The sequence below is a fragment of the Hymenobacter piscis genome, assembly GCF_018760735.1.
GTDB lineage: Bacteria > Bacteroidota > Bacteroidia > Cytophagales > Hymenobacteraceae > Hymenobacter > Hymenobacter piscis.
On sequence record NZ_JAHHZN010000007.1, the window covers coordinates 206617 to 222731 of the forward strand.

Here is a 16115-nt window from a genome sequence, read left to right on the forward strand (position 1 = left end):
CCGACATTCCCGTACCTTGCGCACCTTTCCCGGGCCGGGTTTGTTGGAGAGCGGAATATTTCCGACTTTTGCCGCCTTTGTACGCGGCCTAACCGACCGAAATTCAGTCACCTACCCCGTAGGCAATGTCCACAATAGCTGAGCTAAATGAGCTGCTGGCGCAGCCCCGGCAGATTTTTATCACCACCCACCACAAGCCCGACGCCGACGCGCTGGGCTCCTCGCTGGGCCTGGCCGGCTACCTGCGCAAGAAGGGCCACAGCGTAACGGTGGTGACGCCTTCCGACTACCCCGATTTCCTGGCCTGGATGCCCGGCAACGACGAAGTGGTGGTGTACGAGCCCCGTCAGAACGACGCCCAGGTGCGCGACATCATCAGCCGGGCCGAGGTGCTGTTCTGCCTCGATTTCTCCTGCCTGGGTCGCATCAGCGAACTGGGCGAGTACGTGCGCCAGGCGCCCGGGACTAAGGTACTCATCGACCACCACCAGGAGCCCGAGGATTTCGCCCAGCTTGATTTCTCCAACCCCAAGGCAGCCGCCACGGCCGAGCTGGTGTTCGAAGTCATCCGTGACCTGGGCGACCAGGAGCTGATTGACACCGGCATCGGGGAGTGCCTCTACGCGGGCATCATGACCGATACGGGCTCGTTCCGCCACCCCAGCACCTCGCGCAACGTGCACCTCATTATTGCCGAGCTGCTCAACGCGGGCATCAACCTCTCCGATGTGCACCGCCGCATCTACGACTCGCACTCGGAGGAGCGCCTGCGCTTTCTGGGCTTCGTGCTCAAGGACAAGCTCACGGTGCTGCGCGAATACAACACGGCCTACATTGCCATTACAGCCGAGGAGCTGCGCCAGTACCACTCCAAAACCGGCGACACCGAAGGCTTGGTGAACTTCGCGCTCAGCATTGAGGGCATCGTGTTTGCCGCCATTCTCATCGACCGCACCCAGGCCGTCAAGATTTCCTTCCGCTCGGTGGGCAGCTTCTCGGTGAGCGAGTTTTCGCGCCAGAACTTCAGCGGCGGCGGCCACCACAACGCCGCCGGCGGCATCAGCCACGATTCGCTGGACGCCACGGTGGAGCGTTTCCTGGGTCTGCTGCCCGAGTACCAGTCCCAGCTAGTGGCCGCCCCGTTGGCTACCGCCCCCCCGGCCGCTTAGCGGCGGCATAATTCGGTGTAACTTGGCCGCTGTTTTAACTGGCTAGAAAACCCGGCCGACAGGTCCTGCAAGGCTGCGCATCGTTTGTCACCGGGCAGTTGCGCGCTTCTGTCGGGTACTGGATTGCCGGAATTTCCACCTTCCCTCCTTTTTCAAAACCTTTCAACCCCTTCATGTTCTTTAAACGCAACTTTCTGAGCCTGGCCCTGGTGGCCGGCATTCTGGGTCTGGCTTCCTGCAACAAAGGCGGCGAATTCAGCAAGACATCCTCGGGGATTGAATACAAGATTTTCAAGAGCACCGGCACCGGCAAGTACGACTCCCGCGAGGTAGGTGCCGAGGGCGACGCGACCTACAAGGAGCGCATCGGCAAAATCATGGCCCTGCACGTGGAATACCGCACCGGCAAGGACTCGATTCTGTTCAACTCGCGCAAGCAGCAGATGGGCTTCCCGGTGCGCGTGCCCCTCGATACCGTGCGGAAAGTGCAGAAAGGCGGCCTCGAAGAAGCCATCAGCCTGCTCCAGCCCGGCGACTCGGCCGTGTTCCGCTTCAATGTGGACACCATTTTCGCCAAGTCGTTCCGCCAGCCCGTGCCGCCCTTCATGCAGAAAGCCGGCAAAACCATGACCATGTTCGTGAAAGTGGACAAGGTGCAGAGCCGCGAGGAAGCCATGGCCGACGTGCAGAAGGCCCAGGTGGAGCAGCAGCAGAAAATGGAGGCCCACGCCGCCGAGCAGCTCAAGAAGGATGACGTAGTTATCCAGGAATACATCAAGAAAAATAACCTGAAGGCCACCAAGGACGAGTCGGGAGTGTACTACGTGATTACCAATGCCGGCTCCAGCGTAAAGCCCAAGGCGGGTCAGGTAGTCTCGGTACTCTACAAGGGCACCTTGCTCGAAAACGGCAAGGAGTTCGATTCCTCGGCTAAAATGGGCAATAAGCCCTTCGATTTCCCGTTGGGCCAGGGCCAGGTAATTCCGGGCTGGGACAAGGGCATTGCCCAGTTCACCAAGGGCTCGAAAGGCATGCTGCTGGTGCCTTCGTCGCTGGCCTACGGGCAGCGCGGGGCCGGGGCCGATATTCCGGCCGATGCCATCCTGCGCTTCGACGTGGAGCTGGTGGACATCAAGAACGCTCCTGCCCAGCCAGCCGGCGGCCAGATGGACGAAGCCGAGCTGCGCCGTCAGATTCAGGCCATGCAGCAACAGCAGCAGCAGGGCAAGTAAGCCCGGGCCGATGCGCTGAGCCGCCACGTGCAAGCCCCCGGTCCGGTGCAACCTGGCCGGGGGCTTTTGTATCTTCGGGGTAACCCAAGGTTTTCCTTCTTTCGTTTTTGCCTTTTTATGTTCCGCTCCGTTTCCCTTTTCCGCCGCTCCGCCGGCCTCACCACCCTCCTGCTGACGCTGGCCACCCTGCTGTTCTCGGCCTGCCAGAAAGAGGATGTGGACAACACCGACTACGCCGCCCGCGACGAAGCCCTGATTACGGCCTACATCCAGGATAATAACCTCAGCGGCTTCCAGCGCCAGGAATCGGGCCTGTACGTGGCCATCACCCAGCCCGGCACCGGCGCTACCGCCCAGGCGGGCCAGACAGTATCGGCCCGGTATACCGGCCTCACCCTCGACGGCAAAGTGTTCGACTCAACGGCCAACCGCAACAATACGCCCCTGGACTTCACGCTGGGCCGGGGCCAGGTAATTGCCGGCTGGGACCAGGGATTTGCCCTGCTCAACAAGGGCAGCAAAGCCATTCTGCTCATTCCGTCTGATCTGGCCTATGGTTCGCAGGGCGTGGGCCCGATTGCTCCCCGCTCGGTGCTGCGCTTCGACGTGGAGGTAACCGACATCAAGTAGTACGCCTTCCTTTGCTTTCCTCTGCGATGAAATACTCTTTGCCCCTGTTTTTCCTTTTCCTGCTCACGCTGCTGGGCTCCTGCAAGAAGGACGACGAAAAAGACACGGCCCCCGCCCAGGCGGCCCTCGACGAGGCCGCCATTCAGGCCTACATTCAGGCCAACAACCTCACGGGCTTCCAGCGCCAGACCTCCGGCCTGTACGTGGCCATCACCCAGCCCGGCACCGGCGACAATGCCAAGGACGGGCAGGTCGTGAAAGTGATGTACAAGGGCACTACCCTCGACGGCAACGTGTTCGACTCGAACCCCACTACCCTGGGCTTTCCGTTCCAGTTGGGCAAGGGCAAGGTAATTGCCGGCTGGGATGAGGCCTTTAAGCTGCTCAACGAGGGCAGCAAGGCCATTCTGCTCATTCCCTCCGCCCTGGCCTACGGGGCCTCGGGCAGCGGCTCCATTCCCCCCAACGCCGTACTCCGCTTCGATGTGGAGGTAGTGGATATTAAGTAATTTTACGGGCCCGCTGCTGGCGGCCTTTTCTGCTGACGATGAAAAAGTTTCCCCTGATTCTGTCCCTGCTGGCCCTGGCCCTGAGCACCACGCCGGCCCTCACCAGCTGCAACAAGGAGCCTTCCTATGTAAAGCAGCAGCGTGAGTTCGATGACGCGCAGAAAACCCTCGACGATACCGCCATCAAAGCCTACCTGACCCGCCACGGCATCAGCAACGCCGAGCGCCTGGAGTCGGGCATTTACCTGGTTCCGGTGACGGAAGGCCCAACGGGCAACCCGCTCATCCAGCCCGGGCAGACGGTGACGGTGAACTACGTGGGCCGGTTTATCAGCGAGGCCCTCGACGGGCAGGTATTTGACGCGTCCAGCAACAACCGCACGGCCTGCGGCTGCCTGGCTTTTGTGAACGGCCCGACTTCGGGCCTGATTACGGGCTGGAGCACGGCCACGCTGCAAATGCGCAAAGGTGACCGGAAGCTGGTACTGATTCCCTCGTATCTGGCCTACAAGGCGCAGGGCTCGGGCAGCATTCCGCCGAACACGCCCCTGCTGTTCGACATGGAAATCCTGGACGTTCAGTAAGCGGAGCTATGCGGCACGTGGTACTAAGCGGGTTTATACTGCTGCTGAGCAGTTCCCCGCTGACGGGCTGGGCCCAGCGCAGCCTCACCAACGCCGTGCCCCCCACGGCCGACAGCCTGCTGCTGCGGGCCAGCACCACCGCGTCGGGGCTGCGCTACGCCATCCGGCAGGCCGGTACCGGGCCCCGGGCCCAGGTAGGTAGCCGGGTGACGGTGCACTACACCGGTTTTCTGGCCGCCGATGGGCACATTTTCGATACCTCCGTGCAGCAGGGCGGGCCGCTCAAGGTGCGGGCAGGCCGGCGGGCCGTCATCAAGGGTTTCGATGAGGCCCTGCTGTTATTGCCCCAGGGCAGCCGGGCGCGGGTCTGGATTCCGGCGGCCCTGGCTTACGGACGCAAGGGCCGCCTCGACCCGGATGATGACGCCGGTAAGCGCTACCTGATTCCGCCCAACACCGACCTGATTTTCGAGTTGGAAATTCTGAAAGTAAAATAATTGCGGCCCGCCGGCACTTGTCCGGGCGGGCCGTTTTGCTGCCCTGCCTGCTACCCGCGCCAGGGCCGTATCTTGGGGCGTCTTTTTGCTGTCGTATGTCTTCTGCCTTCCTGCACCTGCGTTTTGCTGTTCCGGCCCTGCTCGGAGTGGCCGGTTTGTTGTCGTTTCAGGGTAAGCCCACGCCGTTTAACCGGCTGAAATCCGGGCTGGAATACCGCATTTACCGTCCTCAGAACGGACGCTACGTGCTCCAGCCCGCTCTGCCCCCCACCGGCGACGCCGCCTACCCCGCCCGTATCGGGCGCATTCTGAGTCTGCACCTGCAGTTCCGCACGGCCCAGGACTCGGTGCTCATGCACTCCCGCCGCCAGAATCAGAACCAGCCCGTGCGCGTGCCCCTCGACACCATCCGGGCGGCCCAGCGGGGCGCGGTGGAAGAAGCCCTGGCCCTGCTTCAGCCCGGCGACTCGGGCGTCTTCCGCCTGAACCTGGACACGGTGTTCCGCAAGTCGTTTCAGCAGCCCGTGCCCGGCTTTGTTCGCAAGGCCGGCCCCACGCTGACGGTGCTGGCCAAGGCTGAGAAGGTACAGACCCCGGCCGAAGTGCAGCAGGAACTGGAGCAGCAGGCCGCCCGGGCCCAGGAAGCGGCCCGCCAGCAAGCCGCCGAGCTGGCCCGCCAGGACGAAGCCCGGATTCTGGCCTACGCCACCCAAAACAAGCTAAAAGTGCTCAAATCGCCCCAGGGCGTGTACTACGCTATCACCCAGGCCGGCACCGGCGCCAAGCCCCAGACGGGCCAGACCGTGGCCGTACGCTACAGCGGCAAGCTGCTCGACGGCAAGGAATTCGACTCCTCGGCTCAGCACGGCAATGTTCCCATCGAGTTCCCGCTGGGCCGCCGCCAGGTAATTGCCGGCTGGGATGAGGGCATTGCCCAGCTCACGAAGGGCGCCAAAGCCATCCTGCTCATTCCCTCGGCCCTGGCCTACGGCCCCCGCGCCGCCGGCCCCGACATCCCCGCCAACAGCATCCTGCGCTTCGACGTGGAGCTGGTGGACGTGAAGTGAGTTGTTGGTTTCTGGTTGTTGGTTTCTGGTTATTGGTTGATGGTTGTCAGCTCTTGTTCTGATAACCATCAACCAAAAACCAACAACCAGAAACTACAGCTCGGCCAGCACTTCCGACAGCACGGCCAGGGAGCGGATGTCGCCGAGGCGCTCGACGTGGAGCTGGTAATAGCGAATGAGCACGCCCAGCAGTTCCCGGCGCACCCGGCCGTTGGGGATGGTGGCCGTGGCCGGGGTGCGCATCAGCTGGTCGAAATGGGCATCAAACTCCCGGAAACGCAGGGCGGTGGGCGCCGTAGCGGCGCCCGGCACATCGGTGGCAAAGGCTACCTGGGAGGTGATTTCGGCGCCGGTTTCGGGCCCGAAGCCCAGGTAATGGCTCAGCTGCAGCAGAAAAATCAGGGCAAAATTCTCGAAGCCCTCCGCCTGGCGGTCGAAGGCCAGGATGGAATCGTGGAGGAAGGTGAACAGGGGCTCGTTTTCCTCCTCTTCCAGCAGCACCCGGTTGAGCATCTCCGACAGAAACAGCCCAATGCTGCTCTTGCGCACATCGTAGGGCAGGGTGCGGAAGGGCTCGGAACAGCGAAACTCCGAAAGGCGGGTGAGGCCGCCGTTGCGGGACGTGTAGGCCACCAGATCCAGGGGCGTGAGGGGCTGAAACAGGGCAATGCGGCCCGGCGGCTTGGCCTTGCGCACCCCGTTCACCAGGTAGCTCTGCAACCCCAGCCGCTCGGTGTACACCCGGGCAATGATGCTGGTTTCGCGGTACCGGATATGGCTCAGAACGATTCCCCGGGATTTAATCAGCATGAGTTGATGGAGTATGGAGTAGTTGGTATTGAGTACTGAGTAGCTGGAACTGACGGAGTAGGGGTGCAAAGCAGGAGAACGTCCCTTCCCCTACGCTCTGGCTGAGAATTTCGCCTTACTCAACGCCCATACCACCTACTCCACACTCCCTAATTTCCCAGCACGGCTATTTTGCTTACGCAGCCGTTCTTGCCGTCGGCATCCGAGGAAAGCACCAGGTACACGCCCGTGTTCACGCGGCGGCCGTTGTAGTCCTGCAGGTTCCAGCTCACGGTGCCACCGTTGGCCTGGGTCTGGTACACGAGCTTGCCCGTGACGTCGGTGATTTTGACGGAGGCGTTGTTGGCCAGGCCCGAAATGCCCACCGGACCGGCATAGGCAGGGCGCACCGGGTTGGGATACACTTTGGCGCAGCTGGGCTTGCCTTCCGTCACGGAAGCATCGCCCCGGTAGCTGACCACCCCCGCATCCGTTACGGCAAATACCTCCCCGGTTTTGTCGTTCACGGCCACGTCCACGATGCGGTTGGAGGGCAGCGGGCTGTTGGCAGTCGTGAAGTGGAGCAGGGCCTCCGATACATCGTTGTTGAACAGCCACAGGCCCTGGTCGGTGGCCAGCCACTTGCGGTTGGCCCCGTCCACGGCAATGGCGTTGATTTTTTCGTTGGCCAGGGTCGGAAACCCGACTTCACTTTCACTGCCCTTGGCCAGGTAGGGTAACCGGAACACCAGCTCCTGGCTGGAGTCGAAGGCGCTGGCCGGGTCGCTGAAGTAAGCGGGGCCCTTGATGGTGGCCACCCAGATGTCGCCCAGCCGGTCCTGCACCACGTCGTATATCTCGTTGATATCGGAGCTGGTGCCGTCGCGGCCCAGGGCCTGGGTGTAGTAGCGGGCCGTGCGGGTTTCGGGCTGGTAGGCTATCATGCCCAGCCCGCTGCCCCCGGCCCGGGCCCTTGACACCCACACCCCCCCGAACCCGTCGAGCACAATCCGGTCGAGGTTTTCGCTGCCCGCAAAGTACTCAATGATGCGCCAGCTGCTGTCGGTGGGGTTGAACACGTACAGGCCCGACTGCCCGGCAATCTGGTGGCGGTTTACCACCCACACCTGGCCCTCGGCATCAGTGGCCACCTCCGTCACGCGGGTAAACTCCGGGCGGGCGATGGCGCTGCGCAGGGGGTTGGGCAGGTTGGTGGTGGGGTTGAAAAGGCGGAACTCGCCCAGCCCCTTCCACTCCAGCAACCCGTTGCCGTAACTGCCCACATAGAGGGTGCCATCGGGCGTACGGGCCCCGCGGGACAGGTCCTGGGGATTGGGATACTGGGTGCGGTCGGGTTGGGTAAGGGGCGTGAAGCTGGTCCACCGCCCATCCTTGTATTCAAAGAAGCCGTTGAAGAATCCCCGCTGCAAGTACCGGTCGGTGAAGCCGCCCGTAAACACGTTCACGGTGTTGGTACGGGCATCAGCCAGCACGCTGAAGGCCTGGGCCGAAGCGGGCGCGTTGCTCAGAAACTGCTCTACCTGCTGGCCATCGGTGGTCCGCAGCAGGCCGTTGGTGTAATCGGCCAGGTAGTAGCGGCCGTCGCGGGCCCGCAGAGCAGCAATGGGAACTACCAGCTGGGCCGGCTTCAGGCGGAGCACCGCCGCTCCCGTCGTCACGTTGAACACGGTTACGCGCTCGTTATCGGTTACAATGAGCCCGGCCCGGGAAGGGGTAAGCTGCCGGAAATTCACCCAGAACGGCGCGTCGCCCACGAAAGGCTGCCAGCCCGCACCCGCCACGTAGGCATACAGCCGGTCGCCGTTGACGCCGGCCACCACCCGCCCGTCCTGCACGGCCAGGGTGCGGTAGGGGTTGTCGGCGCGGGCGGGCAGGTCGGTGATCCAGTTGCGGTAGTCGAGGGGGTTGCCGTTGAGGGCGGTGCGCATCAGGCCGTTGGAGGTGGCAGCAAACAGGGTACCGTTGGCCACGGCCGTGGCGAATACCTGCACCACCGTGCCCCCGGGGCCGATATTGGTGTAGGAATCCCGAATCTCAAGCCGGTCCAGATCCACCACCACAATGCCGAAGCTGGCTGCCAGATAGGCCCGCCGCCCGCTGATCTGAACCTGGTTGATGACTTTAAGGCCGCTGATTTCCTTGCGGGCAATGTCGGGCAGGTTCACAATTTTGCCATCCTGGCGGCGCAGCAAATCCAGATTGGTGTTCTGGTACACTACCAGCAGCTGCTGCCCCACCGAGTCGTAGGCCAGGCCACTCACGTCCACGTCGCTGAGCCCGTCCCGGCGGGACAGCAGGCGGGTAGTGCTGAGCGTTTTATCGAAGTAAAAGAAAGCATCCTCCGCTACCACGTACACCCGGTCATCGGCCTCGGCCAGGGCCAGGGCCTGGTTGGTGGGCAGATGCAGCTGCCAGTCGCCGTAGCCGGCCGTTGATTGGGCCCGAATTCCGGTAGTCAGCAGCAGAAGGGCCAGCAGGGCGGCCCCGTAACGCAGGCGGAGAAGTGCTATCATCGAAAGAAACAAACGGCGCGGTGGATGGACTGGCAAGATAACGCCTCCCTCCGGGCTTTCGTGCCGGGGATGACAGTTCACCCATTCAACCGTTTAACCATCCAGGCCCTTTACCGCTTTGCCCTTCATGCCTTCCTGGAAGCAGACGCGGCAGCGGGCCTCGTAGGCGTCGGTTTCGCCGAGCAGGATTTTATCGGCGGAGGCCGTGACGCGGAAGGAATAGGAGGCCAGCTCGCCGCAGCACACGCAGATGGCGTGCACCTTGGTCACGAACTCCGCCACGGCCATCAGAGCCGGCATGGGCCCGAACGGCTGGCCCAGGAAGTCCATGTCGAGGCCGGCCACGATGACGCGGGAGCCCCGGTTGGCCAGCTGCACGCACACGTCGACCAGGGATTCGTCGAAAAACTGGGCCTCATCAATGCCCACTACGTTGCAGCCGGCGGCCAGCAGCAGGATTTCCTGGGCCACCGGCACGGGGGTGGAGCGGATGCTGTTCTGGTTATGCGACACCACATCGGCCACGTGGTAGCGGGTATCGAGGGCGGGCTTAAAGATTTCGACCCGCTGCCGGGCAATTTTGGCCCGGTTGAGGCGGCGGATCAGCTCCTCGGTTTTGCCCGAAAACATGGAGCCGCACACGACTTCAATCCAGCCCCGGCGCACCGCACCCGGACCCGTACCAACGCGGGGTTCAATAAACACAATCGGTGAATGAGGGAATGAGGAAATGAGTGACTCGGGGAGCAAGTCAGCCGGCCAGCAGCGTACCGAAATTACGGTTTTACTCCGGCTTGCCCGAACCGAATTTCGTTCTCTTACGCTACCGCCCACATCTTCAACCCGATACGGACCGCGCAAAATTCGCCGCCGCCGGCCCGCCCGGGCTTCGCCTTCGGGCCCGCAGCGGGCAGCGGCAGAGCCGGGCCAGCCGTCCGCGCCCCACAACAACGAACAGTAACGCCTTCACCGAGTCACTCATTCACCGTACTGCACGTGCGGGAGCTGGGTGGCGCGGGGCACGCGGGCCCTAACTTCGCCGGCGGACAGACGAGACTGGCAGGTCAGGCGTTCATCGGGGCGGAGGCGGCCGGCGGCCCGGTAGCGCAACTCCGCTTCGGTGGGCGGCGTTAGCAGAGCCCATCCGGCGCACACCCGCACCCGGCACGTTACGCACCGGCCCCGGGCCCCGCAGGCGTGCGGCCAGTCGTGGCCGGCGGCCTGAATGGCGGCCAGCAGCGTGGCCCCGGCGGGCACGGGAATGGCCGTGGGGCCCATATTTTCAATAATCAGAGTGGGCATCTTTCCCTAAATTGCCCCTTGAACCAGGCTTTCGATGAAAACCAAATATAGCCACGCCCAGCGTGAACAATACGGCCGCCTGCTGGCGGCGCTGCTCTGCGACCAGTACTTCGGGGCCCGCCCCACCACCACCCTCGACGGGCCGGCGGTGCTGCGCTTCACCCCTATCCGGCAGGTGAACCTGTTCGTGGTGCAGCAGCTGCTGACCAAGTGGACGGCCGAAATGGCCCAGCTGCGCAGCCCCTATTTCGATTTTGAGGATGCCGACGTACGCCAGGCCCTCACCCAGTTCATGAACGTGCTTTCGCGGCGCATCAAGCTCAGCCGGCCCGCCTACGAGCCCCTGCTGGCCCAGGCCATTACCGATACGCTGGCCGGCGTGCTCGACCCCTCGGATACGTTTGCCGGCAAGCTGCTGGGCGAGCCCGGCCCCCGCACGCCCGAGCAGCTGCGCGAAGCCCTGCGCTACCTCGATACCAACAAGGCGGTGTTTGAAAGCTTTATCCACGCGCTGCCCGCCGGCCAGGAGCAAACCCGCGACTACCTGGTGAGCCGGTTCCGCATGCACCAGAGCAGCGCCGGTCAACCCCTGGAACCGATAGCGACACTGGTGGCCCAGTTCAACGAGTTGCTGCCCCTCACCGAGCAGGAGTTGTACGAAGGCGGGCCCGCCGAGCCGGAGCAGCCAGCCGCCACCGGGCCGTCGGAACCGGCCCCTGTTGCTCCTGTTTCTGCCACGCCGGCACCGGTGGCCCCCACTCCGGCTCCGGCTCCGGCTCCGGTTGCGGCTCCTACTCCGTCTCCTACCCCAAAACCCGCGCCGGCACCGCAGTCAGTAACCGAATCGGAACCGGCCGGGGCAGTGCCGCTCTACGCCAAGCTTAAGGCCGAGCACGCCGCCGCCCCTTCCCTGAGCGAAACCCTGCGTCAGGACCGCAGCGCCACGCTGGCCGACAAGGGCCCCAAGGTGGAGACGCTGCGGGAAGCCATTTCCATCAACCAGCGGTTCAGCTTCATCAACGAGCTGTTCAACGGCGAAAACATGCAGTACCACGCCGCCATCCAGCACCTCGACTCGCTGCCCGACGCCGAAACGGCCAGGCAGTACGTGACCGATAACCTGGCCGCCCAGTACCAATGGGTGCGCAAGGACGAGCACATCAACAAACTGCTGCGCCTGATCGACCGCAAATTCAACGGATAATGGCGCGGGCGCATATCCCGCGTGCTTTGGTGCACAGAAGAGCGTCATTCCGCGCATAGGCGGGGAGTGACGCTCTTTTTTCCTCCTGACTTTTTTGCGCCTATGCTTTCTCCTCCTCTTTCCCTGCGTTGGCCCCGGTGGCTGCTGGTGTACTTGCTGGCGCTGGGGCTGGTGGCCGGGCCTGCCTATCCCATGTACCTGCACTACGATTTCACGCACTCCCGCGACACGCTCAGCTACCTGAGCCTGGCCCAGGGGAAGTTTGCGGGCGTGAACGTAACGCGGCGCTACCGGGTGCTGGTGCCCGCCGCCGCCGCCGCCCTGGCCTGGCCACTGGAAAAAGTATACGCCCGCGTCTGGCCCCAGCGCGCCACCAGCGAGTGGCCCCTGCGGCTGGGTTTCTACGCCGTGAACTGCCTGTTGCTGGCCGGAGTGGGGTTGCTGCTGTTTCGCACCTGCCTGCTCTACGGGGCCTCCCCGGCCGCGGCCGCGCTGGCCGTGGCCGGGGTGCTCACCAGCCGCTGGGCCGTGTATACGGCCGGACTGCCCCTGGTCGATAGCCTTTACTTGCTGGTTTTCGCACTGGCTTGGTACGGGGCCCGGAGTGGCTCGGCAGCGGCGGTGGCAGCGGCGCTGCTGCTGGGGTTTGCGGCCAAGGAATCGGGGCTGCTGCTGGCGCCCTGGCTGCTGGTGTACGGGCGGCGGGCCCTGGACTGGCCGGCCCAGCTGGCCTGGCTGGCGGCGGGGGGCGCGGCTACCCTGGCCCTGCGCCACTGGATTGACGGGCAGGCCGGGGCCACGGCCGCCGAAAGCGTCAGCAATGCCCTGGGCCACTCCGAAAACCTGATTTACTCGTTGCGGCGGCTGCTTTCGGTCAAGGGCGGGGGCGAAATCTTCAGCATTTTCGGGTTTTTCAGCCTGGTGATGCTGGTGGGCCTGCGCAACCGGGCGGCCCGTCGCAACTGGCTGCCGGTCCTGGGCGCCGCGGGCACCTGGCTGGTTATGATTGTGGGCGTACACATGCTGCTGTCGGGGGATCTGGGCCGCATGGGCTATCTGGCCGCCCCGGTTTTCGCCGTGGCGTTTTCCCTGATTCTAAGCCGGGATTCACTTTTCGCCTGGCTGCGAATCACCCCGGCTTCACCGCCTGCTTAGTTCCCGGCCCGCGCCTGTTTTTCCCGCCCTGCTCGGCCTAGTACCGTTCCAGGTCCTGCTTGCGGGCGGCATCAATGGCCAGCAGAATGAACAGCAGGGTGGTAAAGGACCAGAGCGAAGAGCCGCCGTAGCTGAAAAAGGGCAGCGGAATGCCCACTACCGGGGCCAGCCCGATGGTCATGCCGATGTTGACGCAGAAGTGGAAGAAGAAGATGCTGGCCACGCAGTAGCCGTAGGTGCGCCCGAACACCGATTTCTGGCGCTCCGCCACGTACACCACCCGCATCAGCAGCACCATGAAGAGCACAATGGTTACGGTGGTGCCCACCCAGCCCCACTCCTCTCCCACGGTGCAGAAAATAAAGTCGGTACTCTGGGCCGGCACGAAATCAAACTTGGTTTGCGTGCCCTGCAGAAAGCCCTTGCCGGCCAGACCGCCCGACCCAATGGCAATTTTCGACTGGGTTACGTTCCAGCCCACGCCCAGCGGGTCGGCGGAGGGATTGATCAGCACTTCGATGCGCTTGCGCTGATGGTCCTGCAACACGTTGTTAAAGAAGAAATCCACTCCGAACACCATGCCAACCACAACTGCCCACACGCCCACCGACAGCGGCAAATGATGACGCAATGCCCGGCGGTTCGCCACCAGCACGGCGACCAGGATGCCGGTCAGGGCCAGCACCAGCCAGAGCTTGGGCACGAGCAAAGCCAGGATAAGAATAATCCCGCCGGCGGCCAGAATCACCAGCATCAGCGGCGACATGCCTTCCCGGAAGTACGCCAGCAGAAAGGCGCCGAACACCAGTGCCTGCCCCGTTTCGTTGGCCGCAATAATGAGCAGTGGCGGCAGCAGCGTGAGACCGGCCAGCACGAGCTGGTCGCGGAAGCTTTGCTGGCGCAGGTTGATGGAAGCCAGGTAGCGCGACACGGCCAGGGCCGTGATGAACTTGGCAAATTCGGCCGGTTGCAGGCGCACCGGCCCTAGCTCCAGCCAGGAGCGCGACCCGGCAATGGGCCGGGCAATAAAGGGCGTCACGATGAGCAGCACAATCATCACCCCGTACAGTCCGAAGGCAAACGTATCGTACACCTTGGGGTCAATGACGAGCACTATCACCAGCAGCAGCAAAGCCGTTCCAATCCAGATAATCTGCTTGAACCAATCGTAGCCCATGAGCTGCGAAAAGCTCAGGCTGCTGAGCGGATTATCGGGCGCGTCGGGCGAGTAGCTGGCCGCGTACACGTTGAGCCAGCCCACGCCCACCATGAGCAGGTAGAGCAGGACCGTCACCCAGTCGATGCTGCGGTTGTAGCGGGCGGGAGTGTTCAATTTGGAATTAGGAATTAAGAAGTAAGGAGTAAGAATTGCAAGCCAGTCGTTCACTGCGCCCAATCTTCCGTCTTACTTCATGCTGGACTCTTTCAAGGCAGTCAAAGGATGTTCTTACTTCTAATGCCGGCGGCGGACGATAAACCGGTCGGCGGAGCCGGGCAGCCATGCTTCCCAGCGCTTCCGCCAGGGCGCTACTTCGCCACGCAGATATTTCTCCATGATGAGGGCGGCCAGCGGGGCCGCTGAGCTGCCGCCGAAGCCGGCGTTTTCGATGAAGACGACGATGGCAATTTTAGGGTCCTGGGCCGGGGCGAAGGCGGCGAAGGTGGCGTGGTCCTCGCCGTGGGGGTTTTGCACGGTGCCGGTTTTGCCGGCCACTGAAATGCCCATATCCAGCAGGCTGGCGTTGTTGCCGGTGCCGCCCTTGCCATCCACCACGCTTTGCATGCCGGGAATTATCTGCTCAAAATGGATGGGGTCGACGCCCACGGTGTGCTTCACCTTGTACTCGGGCAGCGGACCGCTCTGGCCCACACTGCTCACGAAGTGGGGCGTATAGTACCAGCCCCGGTTGGCAATGGTGGCCATGATGTTGGCCATCTGCAGGCCGGTAATCCCGATTTCGCCCTGCCCGATGCTGAGCGAATACACCGTGCGGAAGCTCCAGCGGTGGTAGCCGTTGCGTTTGTCGTAGAACTCGGGCGAGGGAATCAGGCCCTTCTTCTCCTGGCCCATGTCTACGCCCAGCTTTTCGCCCAGGCCGAACTGCCGCACCTTGCGCCGCCACTCGCCCAGGCCCAGGCGGGCATCTTCGAAGCGGTTGGTGGAACGCCCGCGCAGCACGGTGGCCCGCATCACCTGGTAGAAGTAGGGGTTGCAGCTCTGCTTGATGGCAATGCCCACGTTGCTGGGATACTCGTGGCGGTGGGTGCAGCGCACCAGCTTCCAGTTGCACGGAAACGGCGTCTGGGGCGTCACCACGCCGGCCTGCAGGGCCACCAGCTCGTTCACCAGCTTGAACGTGGAGCCGGGCGGGTAGGTAGCCATCAGCGGGCGGTTGAAGAGCGGCTGCTCGGGGTTGTTGAGCAGCTCCATGTAGCGGTTGCCCATACCCTTGCCCGACAGCATCTCGGGGTCGAACATCGGGGCCGAGACGAAGACCAGTATTTCGCCGGTCTTGGGGTCGAGGGCCACCACGGAGCCGCGCTTGCCGGCCATGAGTTGCTCGGCGTAGGCCTGCAGGTCGGAGTCGAGGCTCAGGTGCAGGTCCTGCCCGGCCACCGAGAGCGTGTCGTACTCGCCGCCCCGGAAGGCGCCCTTCTCGATGCCGCGCACGTTCACCATGCGGTACTGCACCCCGCGCCGGCCCATAAGCTGCTTCTCGTAGTAGGATTCCAGGCCCGTAATGCCCAGAAACTCGCCGGGCTGGTACTTGGCGTACTGGGGCCGCTCCAGCAGCTTGGGCGTAATGGAGCCCACGTAGCCCAGGGCGTGGGCCATGGTGTGGGTGTTGTAGGAGCGGGCCATCCGGGCCTTCACGCTGAAACCGGGAAAGTCAATCAGGTTGTCCTGAATGGCGGCCAGCTCGGGCGTACTCAGGTTCTGAACCAGCGGCGAGGCCTTCACCCGGCTGAACTTGCGGGCGGCCTGCAGGGCCTCGCGCACATCGGCCAGCGGCAGCTGGAGCAGCTCGCTGAAGCGCAGGGTGTCGAGGTTTTTCACTTCCCGGGGCACCACCATCAGGTCGTACACGGGCGTGTTCTGCACCAGAATCTGGCCCTTACGGTCGTAAATCAGGCCCCGGTAGGGAGGTTGCACGATGCGCTGGAGCGTGTTGCGGTCAGCGGCCAGCTTGTAGCTGCCATCCAGCACCTGGATGTAGAAAAGGCGCGTCGCAAAAACCAACGCGACGGCCAGGAAAATTGCCTGGACTACGTACTTGCGGCCTTCGAGGTATTGCAAAGCAGAAGAATCTGAAAAGGAAAGGGTTCCGCCCGTTAGCGGTCGAAAGACAAAGATAACCCCAGCCGCGGCGAAATAGTGCGCGGCGGTGAGCTGGTGAAATAGTGAGGTGGTGAAATGGTGCATTGAGGTTCAGTGGTCCTAA

Annotated in this window: 15 protein-coding genes; 9 read left to right on the top strand and 6 right to left on the bottom strand. The window is 63.3% G+C overall.

Translation table 11 applies throughout. The features are described 5' to 3' along the window. Positions 1-125 precede the first annotated feature (125 nt). The 7 genes from KLP40_RS10090 (at position 126) to KLP40_RS10120 (ending at position 5688) form a co-directional block, all read left to right on the top strand. Positions 126-1169 (top strand): DHH family phosphoesterase, encoded by a 1044-nt coding sequence (locus KLP40_RS10090; RefSeq protein WP_215593646.1) that lies wholly within the window; start codon positions 126-128, stop codon positions 1167-1169. 173 nt (positions 1170-1342) lie between these two features. After that, positions 1343-2401, top strand: coding sequence for an FKBP-type peptidyl-prolyl cis-trans isomerase (locus tag KLP40_RS10095; RefSeq protein ID WP_215593647.1), 1059 nt, complete (start codon positions 1343-1345; stop codon positions 2399-2401). A 117-nt stretch (positions 2402-2518) separates the two neighbouring features. Next, positions 2519-3031: an FKBP-type peptidyl-prolyl cis-trans isomerase gene (locus KLP40_RS10100; RefSeq protein ID WP_215593648.1), complete on the top strand. Its 513-nt coding sequence runs from the start codon at positions 2519-2521 to the stop codon at positions 3029-3031. A gap of 26 nt (positions 3032-3057) precedes the next feature. Next, a complete protein-coding gene (locus KLP40_RS10105; protein ID WP_215593649.1) occupies positions 3058-3540 on the top strand; it encodes an FKBP-type peptidyl-prolyl cis-trans isomerase in 483 nt (160 codons plus the stop codon). A 38-nt stretch (positions 3541-3578) separates the two neighbouring features. Next, a complete protein-coding gene (locus tag KLP40_RS10110; RefSeq protein WP_215593650.1) occupies positions 3579-4124 on the top strand; it encodes an FKBP-type peptidyl-prolyl cis-trans isomerase in 546 nt (181 codons plus the stop codon). A gap of 8 nt (positions 4125-4132) precedes the next feature. Next, the gene (locus KLP40_RS10115) at positions 4133-4621 is read left to right on the top strand and encodes an FKBP-type peptidyl-prolyl cis-trans isomerase (RefSeq protein ID WP_215593651.1); all 489 of its coding nucleotides are present in this window, start codon (positions 4133-4135) and stop codon (positions 4619-4621) included. Between the two features lie 95 nt (positions 4622-4716). Continuing rightward, the gene (locus tag KLP40_RS10120; RefSeq protein ID WP_215593652.1) at positions 4717-5688 is read left to right on the top strand and encodes an FKBP-type peptidyl-prolyl cis-trans isomerase; all 972 of its coding nucleotides are present in this window, start codon (positions 4717-4719) and stop codon (positions 5686-5688) included. Positions 5689-5781: 93 nt separating this feature from the next. On the opposite strand, the gene recO is transcribed toward KLP40_RS10120, so the two are convergent. The 4 genes from recO to KLP40_RS10140 form a co-directional block, all read right to left on the bottom strand. Beyond that, positions 5782-6498, bottom strand: a complete 717-nt coding sequence (gene recO, locus KLP40_RS10125; protein ID WP_215593653.1) for a DNA repair protein RecO — start codon at positions 6496-6498, stop codon at positions 5782-5784. Positions 6499-6647: 149 nt separating this feature from the next. Continuing rightward, positions 6648-9011 carry a type IX secretion system anionic LPS delivery protein PorZ gene (gene porZ / locus KLP40_RS10130; protein ID WP_215593654.1) on the bottom strand — a complete coding sequence of 788 codons (2364 nt, stop codon included), beginning with the start codon at positions 9009-9011 and terminating at the stop codon, positions 6648-6650. Positions 9012-9104: 93 nt separating this feature from the next. After that, positions 9105-9716, bottom strand: coding sequence for a thymidine kinase (locus tag KLP40_RS10135; RefSeq protein ID WP_215593655.1), 612 nt, complete (start codon positions 9714-9716; stop codon positions 9105-9107). Positions 9717-9989: 273 nt separating this feature from the next. Then, positions 9990-10313 carry a 2Fe-2S iron-sulfur cluster-binding protein gene (locus KLP40_RS10140; protein ID WP_215593656.1) on the bottom strand — a complete coding sequence of 108 codons (324 nt, stop codon included), beginning with the start codon at positions 10311-10313 and terminating at the stop codon, positions 9990-9992. Positions 10314-10347: 34 nt separating this feature from the next. On the opposite strand from KLP40_RS10140, the gene KLP40_RS10145 reads away from it, so the two are divergent. Both KLP40_RS10145 and KLP40_RS10150 read left to right on the top strand, forming a co-directional pair. Then, the gene (locus tag KLP40_RS10145; RefSeq protein WP_215593657.1) at positions 10348-11517 is read left to right on the top strand and encodes a hypothetical protein; all 1170 of its coding nucleotides are present in this window, start codon (positions 10348-10350) and stop codon (positions 11515-11517) included. A 102-nt stretch (positions 11518-11619) separates the two neighbouring features. After that, entirely contained in the window at positions 11620-12672 is a 1053-nt protein-coding gene (locus tag KLP40_RS10150) for a hypothetical protein (protein ID WP_215593658.1), read from the top strand. A 37-nt stretch (positions 12673-12709) separates the two neighbouring features. Here KLP40_RS10150 and rodA read toward each other — a convergent pair whose 3' ends face one another. Together rodA and mrdA are read right to left on the bottom strand one after the other, a co-directional pair. Beyond that, the gene (gene rodA / locus KLP40_RS10155) at positions 12710-14005 is read right to left on the bottom strand and encodes a rod shape-determining protein RodA (RefSeq protein ID WP_215593659.1); all 1296 of its coding nucleotides are present in this window, start codon (positions 14003-14005) and stop codon (positions 12710-12712) included. A gap of 120 nt (positions 14006-14125) precedes the next feature. Then, positions 14126-15970: a penicillin-binding protein 2 gene (mrdA, locus tag KLP40_RS10160; RefSeq protein ID WP_215593660.1), complete on the bottom strand. Its 1845-nt coding sequence runs from the start codon at positions 15968-15970 to the stop codon at positions 14126-14128. Between the last annotated feature and the right edge of the window lie 145 nt (positions 15971-16115).